We start from the raw sequence: 21,255 nt of genomic DNA on the forward strand, positions 1-21,255 counted from the left end.
AACCGTTCAGGTCACTCTTCATATTCGGTAAAGTCCACATTCTCGATAATCCAGCGCTTCCGCGGATCCACCTTGTCACCCATCAGCGTCGATACCCTGCGCTCCGCTTTGGCCGCATCTTCGATCTGCACCTTAAGCAGCGTACGTGTCTCCGGGTCCATCGTCGTTTCCCATAGCTGATCCGGATTCATCTCGCCTAGACCTTTGTAGCGCTGAAGTTCCAGTCCTTTACCCAATTCTTTATTCAGTGCCTGAAGCTGATCTTCTGTCCACGCATAGTGCACCGTGTTCTTCTTATTGGATTTTTTGGTCACTTTAAAAAGCGGCGGCTGTGCAATATAGATTTTCCCGTTGTCGATCAAAGGCTTCATGTAGCGGTAGAAAAACGTCAGCAGCAGCACTTGAATGTGCGCCCCGTCCGTATCCGCATCCGTCATAATGATAATCTTGCCGTAATTGCTCTCATCCACGGCAAATTCCGAGCCTACACCCGCCCCGATCGTCGCGATGATCGCCTTGTATTCGTCGTTCTTCAAAATATCCGCCAGCTTGGCCTTCTCCGGATTCATCGGCTTGCCTTTGAGCGGCAAAATCGCCTGGTGTTTCGAATCCCTTCCCTGCTTAGCCGAGCCGCCTGCGGAATCTCCCTCCACGATGAAAAGCTCATTGCGCGCATAATCTTTGGACTGTGCCGGTGTCAGCTTCCCGCCAAGATTGGAGCTTTCACTGCGGCCTTTCTTGCCGCTGCGCACTTCCTCGCGGGCTTTGCGCGCGGCTTCGCGGGCTCTGGCCGACTGGACGGCTTTCTTCAGCATCATCTGTGCGATCTGGGGGTTCTCCTCCAGGAAGACAGCCATTTTCTCGGTCACGATGGCGTCCACCGCGCTTCTTGCTGAAGCACTGCCGAGCTGGTCCTTGGTCTGCCCGACGAACTCCACTTCGCTCATCTTGATGTTAATGACCGCCATCATGCCTTCACGAAGGTCCGTACCGTCGAGATTCTTGTCTTTTTCCTTCAAAATTGCCGTTTTACGGGCATACTCGTTCATTGCGCGCGTGTAAGCAGTCTTAAACCCGGTCTCATGGGTACCGCCGCCGCGTGTCGGAATCGAGTTGACGAACGATGCCAGCGTCTCCGTATAGCCATCGTTGTACTGCAAAGCCACCTCGACTTCAATATCGTCTCTTTCCGCCGCAAAATGAACAACATCGTGAAGTACGGTCTTGTTCTCATTGAGAAACTTCACAAACTCACTCGCGCCGCCGTCGTATTTGAACGTCTGGGATGCATCGGTTCTTTCGTCCTTCACAAGCACTTCCAGTCCTGAATTCAGGAAAGCAATTTCCTGCAGACGCTCCGAAAGCGTATCGTAACTGATAGATATTCCATTCTGGAAGACTCTCCGGTCAGGCTTGAACGTAACCCGGGTACCCGTTTTGTTCGTTGTACCCGTCACTTCAAGACCTGTGGACGGCTCGCCTACATGTTCGATGCCCTTCTCGTCAATCCAGTACTCGAAGCGCTGTTTATGTATTTTGCCGTCGCGGAAAATCGTCACTTCCAGCCATTCCGACAGAGCATTCGTTACCGATGCTCCTACTCCGTGAAGTCCCCCCGATTTCTTGTAGCCTCCGCCGCCGAACTTGCCGCCGGCGTGCAAAATCGTAAATACAACCTGCGGTGTCGGAATGCCCATTTTGTGCATGCCGGTTGGAATACCGCGTCCATTGTCCTGAACCGTGACTGCTCCGTCTTTATGGAGAATCACTTCAATTTTGGAACCATGTTTCGCGAGGTGTTCATCGACCGCATTATCGACGATTTCCCAAACCAGATGATGCAGTCCTGAAGAGCTGGTACTGCCGATATACATGCCAGGTCTTTTCCTGACGGCAGTCAGCCCCTCCAGTACCTGAATCGCGTCCGCATCGTAATCCGACGTCTGGTTGGATTGATTCGTCATGATCTCTAGCTGCTCGGTCATCGAAGAGCCTCCTTCTTTCCTTTTCCATTCCCGGTTGGGTCCATACGTATCCTGTTAATTTAAAATATCTTTACGGGTGAATACCCCGAACGAAATAATAAGCGATGCCAAAGTCCATACGGATAGAACCGTCAGCGAGAAGCCAAGGCTCATTCCTTTGATCGGCGGCAGAGCCCCCGTCATGTAATCCGTCAGCTTCAGATTCACCATAAACAAGTATTTGGCAGTTTCCCAGGATGATACCATATTCGTCAGAATATTGCCCGAAATTAAAACCGCCAGCATGATGCCCATACCTGCTGCCGTTGAACGGACAAGTACAGAAAACATCAAGGAAAGCATCGCAACCACGATCCCTACAAACCAGACAAGGCCGGTTTGCATCAACAAATATTTCCACTGGCTGATTGCATGAACGCCGCTCAGATCAACTTCTCCACCGCTCGCTTTAAAGCCGGTAAAGACCGGCATATTCCATCCCCCATACCCGAAAATAAGGCCGGATATGAGATAACAGAGCGCTGCGGTGGACAAAACAATCAAGGAAACAAAAAGGATAAGCGTGATCAACTTGCTCATTAGGATTTTCCATCGCTTTACCGGTCTTGTCAACAACAATTTAATCGTCCCGGTCGAATGTTCCGAAGACATGATGTCGGCAGCAACCACCATAATGATTAACGGAATGAACAGAGAAATCGAGTTATTCAGGAACTCGCGCGTGAATGTCACCCCGCTCGGAGACACCGGATTTATATTATGATCGAGATAATATTGGGATATTTTTATTTGTGCCCGCCTGAACTCTTTCCATTCCTCCGGTACGCGTGCAGACCCCAGACTCCGCTGGTAATCTACGATCTTCTGCCTCTCCTGCGCTTTCCAGTCCGTCGTTCCAAACTGCTTAAGCGTATTCTGCGAAACACGCATTTGTGCATATGTAAACATCGGAATAAGTGCGACAAGAATAAGGATGACGACCATAAACCGCCTTTTTTTGATCATTTTGATGCTTTCGTTTTGGACGAGCGCCGTCATATTACCCAATTTTCTCACCCTCCGTCAGACTCAGGAACAGATCTTCCAAGGTCGGATGTTTCATTTCGATAGCGTAGACACGCATTCCTGCATCGACCAAATCCCGATTGATTCCGGGGATCGCTTCATCGCTTAGCTGCGTAACAATCGTGCCGGCCCGGCCGGCTGCCCCGCTTTGGCTCATCCGCTCAGGTTCGTCCTCTTCCAGTGTGAGCGTTTCTTTGTGCCCGAGCACCGTTATGTCCTGCCGGGCCCGCATCCATGCCTCCGCCTGCTCGGCCGGCTCTACCGTCCAAAGCACTTTACTGCCGGACTGGACAAGCAGCTCGTTCACTTCACCGACCGAGATAACCTGCCCCTTGCTGATAATCGCGACACGATCACAGAGCTGCTGAATCTCGCTCAGCAGATGGCTCGACACGAAGAGGCTGAGCCCGCCTTTAGCCAGCTTGCGGATAAACGCGCGCATTTCCTTGATCCCCTGGGGATCAAGCCCGTTCGTCGGCTCGTCGAGAATAAGCAGCTTAGGTCTGGCCAGCAGCGCTTGAGCGATGCCCAGACGCTGCCTCATCCCGAGCGAGTAGGTCTTGACCTTGTCATGGATGCGCGCATCCATCCCGACCAGCTCCACCACCTCACGAATGCGGTCTTCCCCTGCATCCGGGAGCATTCTCGCAAAGTGCTCCAGGTTCTCCCAGCCCGTCAAATACCCGTACAATTCGGGATTCTCAACAATACATCCCACATAACGCATGGCCTCGTCATGATCCCGCTGCACATCATACCCGCAGATGGTAATCTCACCCGCTGTCGGCTTGATGAGATCCACGAGCATCCGGATCGTGGTGGTTTTGCCGGAGCCGTTAGGTCCGAGGAATCCGAAAATTTCACCGCTGTATACGTCAAAAGAGATGCCCTTGATAATTTCTTTGCCACGGATATTTTTCTTCACATTCTTGACAGATAAAATCGTCTCACGCCCGGTCCCCAAATCCAATCCCTCCCGTTATTTTAAAATTTGCGCCATCCGCTCCGCAATCCGCTCATACCCGTCCTGATTGGGGTGGAAATGGTCGGTGAACAGATACTTGTTCAGGTTCCGCTCGAACAAATCATAGGTCGGGACAAAAATCATGTTCGGATATTGGTTCGTAAGCGCGAAGGCCGCGTCGTTATATTTCTGCACGATGAGCGAACCTGCTTTTTTCTCGTCAAGATCAAGAAAAGGATGATAAAGACCTATGTACATCACCGTAGCGTCCGGGTTAGCCTGGTGAATATCGGCAAGAATCTTTTTGAGATTCGCGAGAGCTGGTTCCACACGCTCGGCCGCGGCATCCGGGTTAAACTCCTGGGTAGCGTTGTCAAAGATTCCCGTTCCGCCTTGAAAAATATCGTTGCCCCCGATGGTCAGCAAAATAAGATCCGCCTCTTTCAGCGCATCCGTCGTCTTCTTCTGATCCCACTCCTTGAGCAAAGCCGTCGTCGTCGCACCGGGGATGGCCAGATTGTTCAGCACATATACGGGTTTATTGAGCTGCGTCTGTAGCTTCTCGCGGAATCGTCCCACGTAGCCTTTGCCGGTACCGTCGCCGGTTCCCGCCGTAAGCGAGTCCCCAAGCGTTACCAGCTGTACTTTCTCCTTCGTCTCGATACTCCCGCTTGGTGCAGCAGTTTCCTGCGGAGCTGTGACGATCGGATTCTGAACGGCTGAAGGAAACAGCACATCTTTGACTGCATATCCGAAACCGCCGGCAAAGACCAGGGTCGAGATCAGACCGGTCGTACCGACTGTCCACCATATCGTTCGCGATTTCATCCGCTGAGCGGCCCCCTTGTTTACACTGGATTTACTTACTTTCAAGAGTATCTTTTCACAAAGCGTTTTGCAAATCGGCAGGAAAGGATTACATTCATTATAGAACAAACGTTCGTTTAATAAAAGTTTTTTAACCGTAACGTGTTAATACGCTGCTTATGTAGATGGAATTTCCGATATATGGTAGTTTAAATACATCTAATCAACTACTTAGAAATGAGGGTTTTGATGAAACACAGAACAAGTACCTCCATCCTTCTCGTTATTACCTGTCTTGCTCCTCTATTCATTTCTTCCTGCACCTCTTCTTCTCCTTCTACTTCTCCTTCTCCGTCAAGTGTTCCTTCCCCCTCTTCCGCAAGCGGACAGCCGGCCGTCCTTAAATCCGGAGGGCTGACAGCAACTCCTATTGATATTTTTCAAGGGCCCGGCCAGAAATTCAGGCCTTTTCTCGGTTCTACTGCCGGAGGTGTCTCGCTGGCCTATAAAGGGAAAATATCCACGATAACAATAGTGGCTGAAAGTTGGGAGAACGGTAAACCGGCCGAAGTCAAGAATGCCAGTTTTGGAGTCATGCTGAATACAAATCCGGACAATGAAGGATTATTTCAATGTGATTTCACCGCCTCCGTGAAAGAAATCCGTGAAAATGACTCCTTGCAGTTTGAAATCACAACAAGCCTGTTGAGCGGAAGCTCCCAATCGTCTAATACAGTATGGATACCCGCCGGCACAATGTTTAATTTAACTTCTCCGCTCCATCTCACCGAGCCTATCCTGATTACAAAAGAAACTCCTGAAGCGGTCTGGGGATTCCAGGCCACAACCAAGGAGCAAATAGAAGATTCTTATAATATGGCCAAAAGCGCTGCGGAAGCCGAGTACGCTATCCTCTTCAAGATCAAAATAGATTAGGAATCCGGGCCGAATCTGGGCACCAAGGCCTTTCCAAGCAAAAAACACGTCCTCAGGGGACGTGTTTTCTTTGCTGCATTCAGCCTCCGGCTGTTACCCGGCCTCCTGCAGCAGATTTTGGCTTGGATCGTTTGATGCTCTGGGCTGCTTTCCGGTATATAAAGGCGGCAATCAGAGAACCGATCAGCGCCGTCAGGAAGCTGGCCAGAACATAGATGTTATAGCTCAGAATATTTCCCGGAGCGCTAATTTTGTGTTTAAACGCAGACAGGATAACCGGATGAACCAGGTAAATCCCGAAGGAGTAGGCACCCAGAGGGAGCAGCCAGCCCGCAATACGAGGCAGACGCTTAAGCAGGACGTTGCCTGCGCCCAGCAGCACTACAGCGGTTGAGATGGCATAGACGAGCATCGTTACGACATACCAGGTATTCTCGAACATCTGTCCTTGATACCGGTTCAGCAGGAACATCGCTATATTAGCACCCCCGGTGAGGAGCATAAGGGCAGATGCAGCTGCTGTGAACGATTTTATTTTACTGCGGAAAGTATCGTAATATAGGCCCAGAAAACCACCGGCCAAGAAGTACGCGAAGTAAGTCGGTGCCAGCGAAGCCGTATGCTCGACTTCCGCGAACCAGTGGTGATAGGAATAAAACCCTAACTGAATCACCAGACCCAGCGGCAGCATCGACACGCGGAACCATTTGTAACGGACAAGAGTCATGAGCAGCGGGAACAGTAAGTAGAACTGGAAAATAATAATCATAAAATACAAGTGATACCCGGTGTCCGCCCATTTTATCTTCTCCAGAAAATCGCCTGCGCTCAGGTTCATAGGCACACCAGCGAGCCAAGGATTATAAATATAATAAATAAATGACCAGATCAAATAAGGGATAACGACACTCCATAAACGTTTGTAGTAAAATTGTACAGCTGTTTTGAAAGTCCAGTTCCCCGAATACCGGTAGAAAAGAACGAGTCCGCTGATCAGAATAAACATGGGAACCGCAAATTGGCTCAACCGGTTAAGCGTAAACATGATGATTTGAGATAGGCTTCCTTCATCCGGAACGACCGTTCCCTGCCACGAATACATGGCAGCTTCAGGCGTTGAATGAATCAGCACGACGGCTATGATTGCGACAGCGCGGACTATATCGATCTCATTGATTTTTATTTTTCTTCCAAGAGCCTTTGGTGTCTGCTGTTTCAAAAAAATCCTCCTCGCGCTGTGTCTTTCAATTAATCACCCTAACATGACTGAACCTGTCTGTCCAGAGTGGATTTCGCCATTTTTTTCATCATTTCCCAGCCTGTGAGCACGCAGCAAAAAGGAACTCCCGCAGGAGTTCCCATTCACTCAAGGTTCAGCAGCTAGCCGACATCTTGCAAAAACTTATACTGGGCCTGAATAAGCCCGTAATAGATCCCCTGCTGGCGCATCAGATCGTCATGATCTCCAGACTCCATAATACGCCCGTGATCGAGAACGATAATTTTATCCGCTCCGCGAATTGTCGATAAACGGTGGGCGACCATGAACGAAGTTCTGCCCTTCAGAAGTGTCTTAAGCGCTTCTTGAATACGCAGCTCCGTCTCCGTGTCTATACTCGCTGTAGCTTCATCCAGGATCAGAATTCTCGGATCGGCAAGCAGAGCCCGCGCGAAAGAAATGAGCTGACGCTGCCCCATAGACAGGGCATTGCCCCGTTCCTGAACTTCCGTGTCGTACCCGAAAGGCAGATTTATAATGAAATCATGGGCATGTACGGCTTTTGCGGCCTGCTCCACTTCCTCGTCTGTCGCCTCCAGTTTACCGAACCGGATATTATCGCGGATGGTTCCCGAGAAAATAAAAGTATCCTGCATAACAATACCGATTTGCGAGCGCAAGCTGTGCAGCTTTACATCCCGGATGTCTATACCGTCAATCCGCACTCGTCCTTCTGTCGGATCATAAAAACGGCACAGCAAATTAATAATCGTACTCTTGCCGGAGCCCGTATGCCCTACGAGCGCTATGCTCTGACCGGGCCCTGCATCCAGATTAATCCGGTGAAGCGCCCTGCGGCCAGGCTCATATTCGAAGATGATATCCTCAAAGTGCACTTCGCCCTTAATCGGGGGCATATCTGCCGCATCTTCTTTCTCCCGGACTGTAGGCTGCTCATCCATGAATTCAAAAATCCGTTCGGCAGATGCCATCGCAACGAGCAGCTGCGAATACATTTGCACGAGCCGGTTGATCGGTTCCCAGAAGTTGCCGATGTAACTGGCAAAAGCGAACAGTAATCCGATCGTAATTTCACCGCTTTGAAAGAGCGAAGCCCCATACCAGAACAAGATGAAATAGCCGATCGCGCCCGTAATCTCAATGATCGGACCAAAGCTCTGGTTCAGCCTGGAAGCCCGGTTCCAAGCCTGCTTGTTGTCCCCGTTCATCTGCTCGAAGAACTCGATATTCTCCTTCTCCTGCGTGTACGCTTGTGTGACCCGGATGCCCTGAATACATTCATTCAGATGGGCATTCAGGCGGGACTGCTTAATGTTCACCGTCTGCCAGGAACGGCGGACTCTTTTACGCAGCTGGGACGACACAACGAACATGAGCGGCACGGTAATAATAATAGCTGTGCCCAGCTTGAAGTTAATCGTCAGTAAGATGATGATAATTCCTATCAGCTGCACGCAGTCGATCATCATATTAACGACACCGTTTGTAAACAAATCTTGCAGAGAATTCACATAGTTGGTGACACGCACCAGTACGGAACCGGCCGGCCTTTTATCAAAAAATTCAAACGACAACCGCTGGATATGACGGAACAAATCGTGACGCAGGTCGAAGATAACACGCTGTCCGATCATGCTCGTATACCGGATCCGGTGTTTATTCGCCAGCCACTGAATCATATATACGCCCAGCATAATAGCGACCATGGTAAAAAGAAACTGCGCGTCCCCGCCGATAACGAGTGCCTCGTCAATGGTCGTACTGATAATTAACGGAATCGTAAGTTTGGTAATCGCCCCTACAATCATCATCACGACGACAACCGGAATAAACTGCTTGCTGTAAGGCTTCACATATACGGCAAGGCGCTTGAATTGTCCCCAGTCGAACGATTTCTCCAGCATCTCGTCGTCCTGGTAGACAAACCGTGGCTGCGCATCCGCCTGCTTCCCGTTCCCCTGCGTACCCGTCCTCTGTTCCCGCTCGCTCTGGTTCATTGGACTGCCCTTCTTTCCTGTGAACTTGAAGACTCAGCAACATCCGGATGATCCGCATATTGAATCCGGTACGTGTCCAGATAAGGACCTTCCTGCCGGATGAGTTCATCGTGAGTGCCTCTTTGCACAACATGTCCCTTGTCCAGGACAATAATTTCGTCCGCATGCTTCAGGGAGGAGATGCGGTGTGCGATGATGAAGGTCGTTCTTCCCTTCATTACTTCTTTAAAACCCGCCTGGATCTCCTGTTCGGTTTCCATATCTACCGCGCTTGTCGCATCATCGAGAATAAGAATTTTGGGATCCTTAATCAGAGCGCGGGCGATTGCAATACGCTGCTTCTGTCCGCCTGAGAGCCCCATGCCTCTTTCCCCTACCACCGTATCGTATCCGAGCGGCATTTCCATAATAAAATCATGGGCTTTGACGAGTTTGGCCACTCTTATGATCTCTTCCATCGTAACGTCCTTACGCCCGTATGAAATATTACCGCGGATCGTAGAGGAGAAGAGGAATGTCTCTTGAAATACCGTAGCAATTTGATTGCGCAGACTTTGCAGATGAATATCTCTAATATCCGTACCATCCAGCGTTACACTGCCGTCCTTTACATTGTAAGCGCGCATCAGCAAGCTGATAATCGTGGATTTACCGGACCCGGTACCTCCAAGAAAGCCGATGACTTTACCGGGCCGAGCATCCAATGTTAAGTCGTGCAGGGCGGGCTGGGCATCCGGGTAGGCGAAGGTAACCTGATTAAACCGGACCCGGCCTTGCACTACATCGGGGCTTAATACGACCGGATGTTCGACATCTTTTACATGAATATATTGATGCAGAATCTCCAGAATCTTCTCACCCGACGCTTTGGACTGCGTATAGTTGTTAATGTGAAAACCGATCCCCCACATCGGACCGATGATATACCAGACGAGGCTGAAGAAAGCTACAAGCTCGCCGACCGTCAGCGTCCCCTTGATTACCATATAACCGCCGGCACCGAGCAGGATGACAGCGCTCAAATTCGCAATCAGCTCCATTACGGGAAAATATTTGGACCAGATTTGAGAAGTAGCCACATTGTTCATGCGGTAATCTTCGTTGCGGATGGTAAACTTCTCTACCTCATAGGGCTCCCGGGCAAATGATTTAACCGTCCTCACCCCGGTGATGTTCTCCTGTACCGCCGTTGTCATACTGCTCATGGAGGCCCGTACCGAGCGAAATGCCGGATGAATTTTGCCTTCAAAACGGATTGCCGCAAAAGCCAGAAACGGCATCGTAATCATCGTGAGCAGAGATAGTTTCCAGTTGATCGAGAACATCATAATCGTACCAAATCCGATCATCAGGAAGACGTTCAGAATTTGGGCGAAACCAAAGCCGATGAAGATGCGGATCGCTTCCAGATCGGCGGTTAAGCGTGACATCAGATCTCCCGTTCTCGCCTGGTCGTAATACTGGAAAGACAAATACTGCAGCTTCTCATACATCGCTTCCCGCATGTTGTAAGCGACCTTGTTGCCGAGCCTGCCCCCGCTGAAGCCATGCAGAAACTGGAACACGGCTTTAACCGAAATAACCGCTACAACAAGCAGCGCCAGCATCGGAACTTGATCGAATTTTTTCAGTGCAATGATGTCGTCGATCAAGTAGCGGAGCAGGTTCGGATACACCAGTCCAAGTGCCGTCGTACAAATCAAACAAAAGATGGAAGCAAACAGCAGCTTCCGCTCGGGCCAGTAAAACCTCTTGAGCCCCTTAAAGACCTCCATAATATCCTCCCTGGTTTTTGGCTAAGTTCACCGATTTTGTAACAGCTTTACCCAGCAAACCTTTATGAATCTTAACACCATACCTATAGGTCGGCAACGAGTGGAAACGGGCTTAATTCCCCTCCAGGATGCGTACCTCAACGAAATGGGGAAGTAACAGTTCCCATGCTTCTAAATCATAGGTTTAAGATCGTATGTAAGCGCTACCATAACAAACCTAACTAATGGCTGTTTTTTCTTTAATGCGTCCTTAAATACGTGTCAGAATCCGATACCCGGAAAGCCTTGATACGCTTTGGAAAAACGCATTTTGCCCCCAACGGGATTATGCCATAACTGTATTCGCTGCTTCTTCTATTTTGTGTCACTCCGCCCGTGTATTTGATGATTTGCCGCAAATATTTCCGGGTATTCGTCTACCCGTTCTATCCCATCAAAAAAATGCCACCCGGATTTTCCGGATGGCATTTCATTGTGTCATGTGGGTTGGCGGTCGACCGCCAAATGGCAACAGACCTTATTTCCCGCCTAGCTGCATAGCCAGTGCATCGCGTTTGGAGACGAGCACTTCGACATCTGTACGCATTTGAAGGGCATCCCGCATTCCTTCCAGGTGCTCCCGACTGCTTTCGAGGTGTCTGTCTTCCAGCATTCGGAATGTGTCCTCTATATGCTGCGCATATTTGGTAGTCAATCCACTGACAGCCGCTTCTACAAAACGGGCTACAGGATCCGCCAGACGGCCTTCCAGCTCCGTACGCAGCTTGCTCTTGCCCTCCCCCTCAAAGAATTGCTTGGCATTCTTAAAATAAGAAGTAAGAACCTTATCCGGGATGTCAATGCTCTCCAAAGAAACGAATTGATCCGGCGTTCCGAATGCGGATGCTTCATAGGCTTCGAAATCATACCCTTCCAGCAGCTTTTGCAGTTCAGCGCCCCAGCTGTCGTAGGTTTCTTTGGCCAGCTTGTTAAGCTGCTGCTCAATCCGCAGACTGGTAGCCAATACCTCCTGCTGAAGATCAAATTCGATCATCCGGATCAGATCCCGCACGCTTTCACGCAGCGCCGCCTTCGCATCACGCTCTCCCCCCCGGAAAGAACCCGGATTAAACGCGATATTATATAGCTCGCCAAAGCGGTACAGTGTCCGCTGCTTCACATAATACAGCAGCTCGCTAATTTCCTTACTCAGCTCCCGGTTGGCAGGAGCATGGTCGGTGCTGCTGAGCAGCTGAACGGCCTTCTCCCCGGCCTCTTCCAAGGCAATCAGCTTGGCTTTCCTGGCTTCTTCGCCCTGCCGGGCCCCCTGTATCCGTTCACCCAGCACATGAACGGCCCGCTGCAGCTCCTGATCGGCCGAACGCAGAGAAATATCGGTTAATTCTTCCAGCGTAAACTGGATAAAATCACGTTCGAAAGGAAGAATGCCGGATGCTTCAAGATCCGCTTGATCCTGATGCAGCTTTCCTTCCGAAGCAAGATGGCTGGACACGGGATATATCCGCGGATGGCGGATTCCATGCTGCAGCAGGTTCGTCTCCACATGGCGCACGACACCTTGAAGCTCTTCTTCACTGGCAGCCAAATCAGCCGCATTGACCAGGAAGAACATTTTATCGAGCTCAAAGCTGTCCTTTACACGTCCGAGCTGAAGCAGGAACTCCCGGTCTGCTTGAGAAAATGCATGATTATAATACGTAACGAACAGTATGGCGTCCGCATTCTTAATATAGTCAAAAGCTACCCCCGTATGGCGCGCATTAATGGAATCGGCACCCGGGGTATCTACAAATACAATTCCCTGTTCCGTCAAAGGAGTGGAATAGTGCAGTTCAATGTAATCCACAAAACAGGATTTGGATTCTTCCGCGACATAGGCGGCAAATGCCTCTTCCCCAACCCTCTGCTCCGTCCCGAGCAGCGGTGAAGCCTCGGCCCAGCCTCTGGCTACCGCCTTGAGGAATGAGAAGTGAGGCTTCCCCTTGGCGCTCACGTGCTCCGGTGTCAGCTTGCGTATAGCATCCAGCGCCGCTTCCATCCCGGATAGCCGGACTCCCAGCACTTCCAGCGAGTAGAGTACATCTTGAAGGATCGCTTCGGCTGCCTTCATTTTGACTCTCGCGGTCCCGTGCGGCCAATCCGCTGTCGGCGGCACGATCTTATTAATCGCCGCGGTTGTCGGATTCGGCGATACAGGCAGGACGCGCTTGCCGATCAGCGCGTTAGTGAACGACGACTTGCCGGCACTGAACGCGCCGAACAAGGCGACTGTGAACGTCTTGTGGCGCAGACGTTCGGCTTTCTCCCGCAGCGAGCGCACAATGGACTTCATCGAGGGCATATCCGCGATGAGATCCGCTGCGGCGGAGAGCTCCTGCGCGCGGCGTTCCGCACGCTTGGCGCCCTGCTGCCCCGGCTGCGGCAAGCCAGCCTCCGCGGCGCTGCTGCGGGCTCCCGCTACCGCGGAGACTCCCGGCTGCCGCAGAGGCGCCGCTGCGCTGTCTGCGGCAGCATCCGCGGCGGCGGATGTGTGCGCGGCGCGCAGAATCGTCTCCATCGCGGATGAATGGAGCACGCCGGTCAGCTCGCCGGGCGTCTCCGCTTCGCGATAAGCGCCGAGGTCCGGCAGATCCGGCTCTTCCGCGTGCGGCCAATCGGCTGCCTGCCGGAGGCTCTCGCCGCGGGCGGCTTCCGCCTGCTCGAAGCGCTCCAGCTCCCGTACCGCCTCCAGGCGGTGCTCCAGCTGCCTAAGCTGCGGCGACAGCTCTGCATGCACTTGCCGGGCCCGCTGCCCTGCCAGCCCCGCCAGACGGTCTGTAAGCGCAAGCGCGGAGCGGCGTGCAGCGGACTTGAGCTCGCCGGCCGCTTGCTTCATATATGTCAGCGTATATTCACTGTTAAAAACCGCTTCGGTATTCACCTGCGAAGCCAGCCACTGCGGCGTTACATCCACAGTGAATGCATCGATATCCGCGAGAAGTCCTTCATCGCTTATACCGATACCCGCATAAGCTTTGCGGAGAGCGTCACGCAGATGCCAGTCCATCTGCGCATGAACCTGCTCGGCGAAATCTTCTCCGAAAACGGAGAGCCGCCTGTCGATCTCGGCAGCCGTCTGCGCGGCACGTCCGAACAAGCCGACTTTAAAACCCGGCTTGCGGCTGAGCAGATAATCGTGCGCTTTATCGCGCGTTAATGCCGGTGTTACATTGGCATTCTCGATAATGCCGGTTATTTCTTTGCGCAGCCGGTCTGTCAGGCGCTGAGGGAGAGCTTCCGCTTCAGCAAGTACTTGCCGCTTCTCTTCATATTGAGACAAATAGAGCGCTGCTTCGTCTTCATCGATCCTATCCCGCAACACAGCTTTCTCGGATTCGTTTTGCTCCTGCAGCCACAGAATGTGCTCGCCGATCAGGTGATCGGCCGCCGCATCCACACTTGCTTCTCTAAGCTGCTTTTGCATACCGATCAGATTAGACAGAAGCCATTTAAGCTTCGCAGATTCATTTGCAGGATGCTGCGGCTGTTTCATCGTGACGAACAACATCCCGTCCGGCTCAATTCCCCAACTGCGGAACGCATCGTAAGCACTTTCTTGGTAAGCGGTAAACGCAAGCTCTTCTTCACGGTGCTTATCAATCTGATTCACGATGAGGTACAGCGGTTTGCCGCGTTCCTTCATCTGTTTGGTAAAAGCCAGATTGATCTCCGACTGCACATGGTTATAATCCATGACATAGAACACCGCATCCGCCAGATGGAGAGCGGATTCCGTAGCCATGTGGTGCGCATCATCCGTCGAATCAATTCCTGGTGTATCCAGCAGCATTGCGTGCTCACCCAGGAAAGGAAGCGGATAACGAATCCGTACTTCCTCTATATCGGTTCCGTTTACACAGTACGCGTCGAGTTCTTCCAGCTGGATCGTTTGAGCTCTAGCCTCGCCATTCTCTTCCGTGCGGTGAATCACTTCCGCACCTGCTGTCCCGCTTTCGATGCTCACAATATTGGCGCTTGTCGGAATAGGGCTCGATGGCAGCAGCCTATGTCCGCAGAGCGTATTGATCAGCGTTGATTTGCCTGCCGAGAAATGTCCGCAGAACGCAATAACTGACTTTTCCAGACGGAGCTTCGCTTCCAGCTGGTCCAGCTTTCTTACCCTGGCGCTATCCCCGGCCAGGCGCATTTCTTCTCTCAGTTTGCCGAAAGCCTCTAAAATCGTATCCTGTTTCTTCTCCATGAGCTTCACATTCATCCGTTTCGATCTCCCATGCCTTATGATCTCGGTTCTCTTTAAAGAGATATCCGTCCGTTACTGTTCCTATCTTACTACGATACAGCCTCGTCTGTTCAACTTGCCCTTAAAGTTTAATGCCCGATCGGGTGGAAGTCAATTTATGTTTGTACGCAAAAAACCCGTCTTGATTGCTTCCGGGAAACTTCCCTGCTCATGCAGTGAAGTTTCCCGGGCACTCAGACGGGTGTCATGCTGAAGATCGGGCTGCCGCGAAGCGATTAAGAAACGACAGCGCTCGTGCTCAGGTTTTCTTCCGGTACAAAAATTTCGAACACATCACCGTGCTGAAGAATCGTAATGTCGCCCTCTTTCACTTTCATAACGACAACTTCGGGCTTTACTTTCATTTTCTCCAGGTAATTCTCCGGCACTTCGCCGGACTCGCTGACGACGATTCCCTCGATTTCCTTTTCTTCATTCTCGGAAAGAGGCGTGTTCATGATCGTTTCGTACAGATCGGAAAATAATTCAAAATTCTTCGTATACACCGCTATGCATTTCATTCCTATTCATCCCTCACTACACATTCTTTTTGACTAGTCTTGCGTACTTTCTTGATTTTCATACGTTTCCTGCCTTCAGGACATTCCAGAAGCAGCGGACAGATGTCACACTTGGGAGCCTGAGCCTTGCAATGGTATCTTCCAAAAAAAATAAGCCGGTGATGAGTTAAGGTCCATTCATCTCGAGGCACTTTGCTCATCAATTTCTTCTCGACTTCCAGTACCGAATCGTCCTTGCCGGCTATTCCCAGACGCTTCGATACTCTTTCCACATGTGTATCAACTGCAATGGCCGGAACACCAAAAGCATTAGAGACGACGACATTGGCAGTCTTGCGTCCGACACCAGGAAGCTCTACTAGCTGCTCATGTTTTTCAGGAATCTGACCGTCATAACGTTCTAGAATAAGCTGGCACAGCTTCTGAATGTTTTTCGCCTTGTTGCGGAACAAACCGATTCGACGTATATCCTGCTCAAGTTCCTCTAAAGGAACGGACAAATAATCTTCAGGCGTCTTATATTTCTGAAACAGCGTCTGGGTGACTTTGTTCACGGTTTCGTCCGTACATTGGGCGGAAAGCAGCACCGCTATGGTCAATTCAAACGGATTCGAATGAACCAGTTCACAGTGCGCGTCGGGATACATATCGCCGATCGTGTCCAAAATGTGCCTTACCTGCTTCTTATTCATGGTAACCCTCTTTTTCAGTTCCCCGTTTTCTTTTACAAGTTTAGCCGAATGTGTCCCCGGTTGCAATGGAAAGGACCAATCAATTGCGAACATTTTGCAAAAACTTTCGAACAAAGTAAAAACCGCCCCTGCTTCCGGGGCGGTCTTGGAGGAAATGCCGGATTACTTTTCCATCTCAACAATTTTATTATCCACTACGTACACCTTTACACTGTCTCCCTTGTTAAAAGAAGAAGCGCTGAGCGTTTCGCTGCCTTTATGGTAGTAGGCACTGCGATGAATGTTGTAGCGTTCTGTAGAACCTTCGGTACCGAATTCGATCTGATTGACGTTGTATTCGTAGCTGCCGAAAGTTTTGGTCATGGCCGTAGCCAGCTGTACGCTTACTTTGTCGTTTGATTGCGATACGACTTGGACACGGTCTCCCGCTTTAATCGCATTCAAGCTAATGACCGAGGAACCGTTCTTAACCACATCATCCGTTCCGAGTGTAAACATTTGAATTCTGCCTGTCGGCTCCTGAATGGTCAAATTCCCGTTGACCGGGTCAACATTCGTCACCTGACCGCGGGCAGGACTCACGATTTCAGCTCTGATGACCACGCCGCCCTTGAACGAAACGAACAAATAATCATCCGCTTGAATATCGGCTGCCACCGCTGCCGTACCATCGCTCTTGACGATCTTAGCGTTCGTCAGAGAGTAAGTGGACCCGCTGCCCTGTTCATTGACGGCAGTAACCTGCTGGGAACTGTTTACATATTGTACGCGCATCAAGCTGGAGCTGTCCACGGTCACCTTCGTTACACCGGTTTGATTATAATCAATCGCCGCCGTAACCTGATCTCCGATTTTGAGATCGGCTATCGTAGCTCCGCTCTTATTCGGAATTTCCACTTGAGGAGAATACATTTTGAATGTAAACGACTGCCCGTTGCTTGCGCGAATGCTCATTTCGTTCGTAACCGTATTTATTTGAGTAATAACACCCGAAACATCAAGGGAAAGCTGGATAGCTGTGACCTTGTTTTTCGACACTTTCAGGTCAACTTTTTTCCCTTCGGTAAAGAGGCTGCCAAAGCCGGGATAATTCTTGAACGGAAGTGAATTTCCGGCAAAGGTAATGATCGTATTATCCGAAATGGTATAGGCGCCTGGTGTGCCATCGGCATGCTGTACATTAAACTGGTTGTATTTCGAGTCAAAACGGATAAATGTCGCAAACAGCACACTGGAAATGGAACGGTTCGTCACCGTGATTTTCACGATTTGATCGTTCGCGATATCCATACTGAGCTGGTCGCCCTCTTCGAGATCGTACAGGCTCGGGGAAGCGACGCCGTCAATAATAACCTGGACATTCGGCGCAAGATTGCCCGCTGCGTAACCATCCTTCTCGTCTCTGTAGAAAATACCGGTCTTGTCGCTGCTCAGACTCGAAAACTTTCCTTGAACGGTTTTGCTCACGCCCGTTTGGGTTTTTACGATTCGCAGCTGGGTAATCTGACTCGCTTCTACCGTATACGATATGGAGTCACCGACACGAATCGCCGATTTCTCAACAAGGCGGTTGTCCGCATCTACAATCGTAGAGCTTTTGGACAGCGTATAAGTCTCTGCCTTGCCTGTTTGAGCATCCACAATGGCGACAGAATCTCCGCTAATGCTTTGAACCGTGCCCGTAGATGCTTTATTGACCGGTATTTCTTTCACGATGACTTGTCCGTATTCTTTGCCGCCTGTAATGGAATTACGGCGCAGTTCAAGCTTGCTTCCGATTACGAGAGAAGATAAGCTAGATTCGGCTCCAGCTGCATCCAATACGAGCGCATTGCTTCCGATCTCATAAACTTCGAAGTTATCCATCGTCATTTTGCGGTCTTTGATATGAAGAAGCGTACCGGTTACTTTCTCGGAACGATCGTCATCTTTTAAAATTTCCGCATAATAGGCTGTACCGCCCTGCTGCACGAGAGAAACTTGATACGTATAAGCCAGTCCGGAGGATTCGATCGCCTGGTCATTTTTATTGCCGTAGAAAACCGTTTCCGGTTTAATTGTGTAAGTAGACGTTCTGCCCTTGTCATCAAACAAGGAGATCTTGTCGGAAGAAATATGGTTCACATAGCCCCGCACTACGCGCGGAGATAAGTTCTTGCTGTGCCGCTCGGCTCTGCTCAGGAAAGTCGCCATCTGCGCACGTGTCACTTCGCCTTTGGGACGGAACGTGTTATCTTCAAATCCATCCACGATACCGAGTACACTTGCCGCACTGATATAAGGCTTGGCCCAGTCGGAAATGCTCTTAAGGTCCGTGTAAGCAGGGGATTCGGTCCCCAGATTGTCCGCCGTTTCCTGCTGCCCGATAGCTCGGATAGTCAGTTTGGCTACCCATTCACGGGAAGCTGTTTTACTTCCCCAATTCTTGGAAGCGGCCGCTTTGTCCGTCTCTTCTTCGACCGAGATTAGTTTGTGCTCGATAGCGGCGGCTACATAAGCTTGTGCATAAGTATCTACTTTTAAAGGCAGGTTGTAGGTTGCTTTACTGTCAATGGAAGAATCCAAACCTAATGTACGCACAGCCATAATGATGACATCCTGCTGGGAAATAGAGGCCTCAGGACGGTAATTGCCAAACTCATCGCCTTCAACAATGCCCTCTAGAGTGAGCTTTGTAATATGACGCAGCGCCCAATGGGTATTGACTACATCGGGAAAGTTCATTTTCAGTGCAGCCGCTATCGATTCCTGCGCGGAACTGCTCGTTTCACCTGACGTTTGATCCGCATAAGCCGGACTTAAAGAAATGCTGGAGGCGATTAAAGCGCCAGCCAGCAGCATTGCAGTCTTATTCTTTTTCATACTTACCTGTATTCTCCTCTCGATTGCACGTTCTCTCTTTATTTGCGTTTAATCGGGTAAGGCAGATCGACGTGTCCCATCAGAGACTCGACTTGACTGCCGTCTTTGGTGAGGTAAATGGCTTTCACTTCAGGGAATTGGAACAACGTTTTCTCCAGGGCTTCTACGAAGAACATTTCTCCGCCTGCACCGAACTGGGCGTTCTGTCCCAATTTCAAATCAATTCTGAGTTCTTCTTTGTCGAACTTCACATTCTGGAACTGCACGTCTTCAAACAAAGAGACGGCTTGTTCATCCACACTTTTCTTTAAGGCTTCCAGGGTCGATTTATACTTGTCCCCTTCATTCTTATAAGAAATTTTAACCGTTTTCTCAACGATCTTTGTGAGATCCGGATCAGAATAATAGGCTTTAATGCTCTTCTCGTTAACTTCCGGAGACGGAGACGGTGATGGTGACGGCTTCACGGAAGTCGTCGGTACAGGTGTCGGGCTCACGGTCTGAACCGGTTCAGTAGTTGCTGAGCTGGCACCCGGATTGAGAGGCTGTTCCTTCTGCCCGCAGCCTGTTGCTGCAACTAATACCAACGATCCGATTACCAATCCCTGCATCCAAAGTTTTTTCTTCATCCTTCCACCCACTCCTTGCTTCTTACTGGATCTTTAAATACTCTTTGATTGACTTAACAAAAGATGCAGCGACCTTATCTTGAAAAGCCGGCGTGTACATAGCCGCTTCGTCTCCTGCATTGGATAAGAAACCGACTTCAGCCAAAGCGGCTGGCATGGTGGTTTCACGAATGACGCTGAAATTACCTTCCTTGACCTTACGATCCTTGAAACCCGTTGCATTCAGCAAATGCTTCTGGACAATAGTTGCAAAAGCTTTACTTTCCGGACGCTTATAATAATAAGTTTCCGTTCCGCTTGCAGACGGGATCGCTTTATTGGCGTGAATTGAAAGGAACAAATCGGCATCCAGCTTGTTGGCAAATTCCGAACGGCCGTCCAGGGTAATGAACGTGTCCGTCGAGCGGGTCGTATACGTTTGGATGTTTGGTTCTTTCTCCAGAAGTTTCACAACCTTATTCGCTACAGCCAGAGCAAAGTCCTTTTCCTTCTTGTTCGTAATGGAGATTGCGCCTGGATCGGTTCCGCCGTGACCTGCGTCAATAACGACTTTGTATTTGGTTTTACCCGGTTCCGGAGCTTTTAAAACTCCGATTAGCTTATTGGCCTGACCTGCCGCAGCAGCGATTGCCAATTCAGCGTTCGCTTTCATATCAAGCGTGATACGTACGGTACTCGGATCATTGTTGAAATTCGAGAACCTTACCTTCTCTACCATCGGATGCAGGGAAGGAATTTCACCGACATTAGCAACCAGCTTGCTTGCCAACGCTTCGTTCAGCTCGGTTCCAGGCAGATCAATGACGATCCGGTCGGGTCCGGTTAGTTTGAAGACATTGGGCTTAGGTGCATTCTTGTCCGTTCCGATCAGCAGCTGATCTTTGGTAAGCTGAATGGATTGTACAAGTACGCTTGCCGGATTAGGCTTCACAGGGTCCGGGTTGACGTTGTTACCCGCTCCTGGTCCTTGACCGCTCTTTGCTGTAAGCAGCACGGTGCTCGTTTTCTGGTTCCATTCGACGTTGTAGCCGATCTTCTCGCCGACGAATCTCAGCGGAACAACTGTGTTCCCCGGGTAAACATTCATCGGGGCGACTTCGAGCGCTTTTTCTTTGACGCCATTAACGATCGGATAGGAATCACCGATTGTCAAATCAATCTTTGTAGAATTACGCACGATCGTTGCCTTTTGTTTCGACTGATCCCAGGTAACAGAAGCACCCAGTTTCTCGAAAATCTCCCGAACGGGAACCATCACGGTACCTGCACCAACATTGAGCGGGTCCACTTCGGTTGTCAGCGGCTTGCCATCCAGCACGATTTTGGCTGTGGGCGTCACCGCCGCACCGAGAGCCAGTGAGGGCAATAGCAAAGCAATCATGAGCAGCGTGGCGACAGTGGACCAAAGTTTCATCATACACCTCTTACACGTATTTTTCAGCGTTCGTCTCTATACCCGAGCTGCCCGCCTCCTCTCTATTCTACCAAATTATGCTACAGACA

14 protein-coding genes are annotated in these 21,255 nt (G+C 50.4%); 1 reads left to right on the forward strand and 13 read right to left on the reverse strand.

Annotation, left to right across the window (positions count from 1 at the left end; translation table 11 throughout):
- Positions 1-11: 11 nt before the first annotated feature.
- Genes parE through EDM21_RS22795 form a run of 4 tightly spaced genes read right to left on the reverse strand, consistent with a single transcriptional unit; the run spans position 12 to position 4,842 of the window.
- Complete coding sequence (gene parE / locus EDM21_RS22780; protein ID WP_157338679.1) at positions 12-1,985, reverse strand: DNA topoisomerase IV subunit B; 1,974 nt, start codon at positions 1,983-1,985, stop codon at positions 12-14.
- A gap of 54 nt (positions 1,986-2,039) precedes the next feature.
- Positions 2,040-3,032 (reverse strand): ABC transporter permease, encoded by a 993-nt coding sequence (locus EDM21_RS22785; RefSeq protein ID WP_157338680.1) that lies wholly within the window; start codon positions 3,030-3,032, stop codon positions 2,040-2,042.
- Positions 3,025-4,014, reverse strand: coding sequence for an ABC transporter ATP-binding protein (locus tag EDM21_RS22790; RefSeq protein WP_157338681.1), 990 nt, complete (start codon positions 4,012-4,014; stop codon positions 3,025-3,027). The genes EDM21_RS22785 and EDM21_RS22790 overlap by 8 nt, the downstream gene beginning before the upstream one ends.
- A 15-nt stretch (positions 4,015-4,029) precedes the next feature.
- Complete coding sequence (locus EDM21_RS22795; RefSeq protein ID WP_157338682.1) at positions 4,030-4,842, reverse strand: GDSL-type esterase/lipase family protein; 813 nt, start codon at positions 4,840-4,842, stop codon at positions 4,030-4,032.
- 228 nt (positions 4,843-5,070) lie between these two features.
- Between EDM21_RS22795 and EDM21_RS22800 the strand changes: the two genes are divergently transcribed.
- Positions 5,071-5,757 (forward strand): hypothetical protein, encoded by a 687-nt coding sequence (locus EDM21_RS22800; protein ID WP_157338683.1) that lies wholly within the window; start codon positions 5,071-5,073, stop codon positions 5,755-5,757.
- A 79-nt stretch (positions 5,758-5,836) separates the two neighbouring features.
- On the opposite strand, the gene EDM21_RS22805 is transcribed toward EDM21_RS22800, so the two are convergent.
- From EDM21_RS22805 to EDM21_RS22845, 9 genes are all read right to left on the reverse strand, one after another.
- Positions 5,837-6,976: an acyltransferase gene (locus tag EDM21_RS22805; RefSeq protein WP_157338684.1), complete on the reverse strand. Its 1,140-nt coding sequence runs from the start codon at positions 6,974-6,976 to the stop codon at positions 5,837-5,839.
- 161 nt (positions 6,977-7,137) lie between these two features.
- Positions 7,138-8,994: an ABC transporter ATP-binding protein gene (locus tag EDM21_RS22810; RefSeq protein WP_157338685.1), complete on the reverse strand. Its 1,857-nt coding sequence runs from the start codon at positions 8,992-8,994 to the stop codon at positions 7,138-7,140.
- Positions 8,991-10,769: an ABC transporter ATP-binding protein gene (locus tag EDM21_RS22815; RefSeq protein WP_157338686.1), complete on the reverse strand. Its 1,779-nt coding sequence runs from the start codon at positions 10,767-10,769 to the stop codon at positions 8,991-8,993. The genes EDM21_RS22810 and EDM21_RS22815 overlap by 4 nt, the downstream gene beginning before the upstream one ends.
- Before the next feature lie 517 nt (positions 10,770-11,286).
- The gene (locus tag EDM21_RS22820; RefSeq protein ID WP_157338687.1) at positions 11,287-15,024 is read right to left on the reverse strand and encodes a dynamin family protein; all 3,738 of its coding nucleotides are present in this window, start codon (positions 15,022-15,024) and stop codon (positions 11,287-11,289) included.
- A gap of 260 nt (positions 15,025-15,284) precedes the next feature.
- Positions 15,285-15,569 (reverse strand): NAD/NADP transhydrogenase alpha subunit, encoded by a 285-nt coding sequence (locus EDM21_RS22825; protein WP_068775480.1) that lies wholly within the window; start codon positions 15,567-15,569, stop codon positions 15,285-15,287.
- 2 nt (positions 15,570-15,571) lie between these two features.
- The gene (nth, locus tag EDM21_RS22830; RefSeq protein ID WP_068775479.1) at positions 15,572-16,261 is read right to left on the reverse strand and encodes an endonuclease III; all 690 of its coding nucleotides are present in this window, start codon (positions 16,259-16,261) and stop codon (positions 15,572-15,574) included.
- Positions 16,262-16,423: 162 nt separating this feature from the next.
- Complete coding sequence (locus tag EDM21_RS22835) at positions 16,424-19,123, reverse strand: S-layer homology domain-containing protein (protein WP_157338688.1); 2,700 nt, start codon at positions 19,121-19,123, stop codon at positions 16,424-16,426.
- A 38-nt stretch (positions 19,124-19,161) separates the two neighbouring features.
- Positions 19,162-19,752, reverse strand: a complete 591-nt coding sequence (locus EDM21_RS22840) for a GerMN domain-containing protein (protein ID WP_157338689.1) — start codon at positions 19,750-19,752, stop codon at positions 19,162-19,164.
- A 22-nt stretch (positions 19,753-19,774) separates the two neighbouring features.
- The gene (locus EDM21_RS22845) at positions 19,775-21,166 is read right to left on the reverse strand and encodes an N-acetylmuramoyl-L-alanine amidase family protein (protein WP_157338705.1); all 1,392 of its coding nucleotides are present in this window, start codon (positions 21,164-21,166) and stop codon (positions 19,775-19,777) included.
- Positions 21,167-21,255 lie beyond the last annotated feature (89 nt).

The organism is Paenibacillus lutrae (assembly GCF_009757775.1).
In the GTDB taxonomy this organism is placed as follows: domain Bacteria; phylum Bacillota; class Bacilli; order Paenibacillales; family NBRC-103111; genus Paenibacillus_F; species Paenibacillus_F lutrae.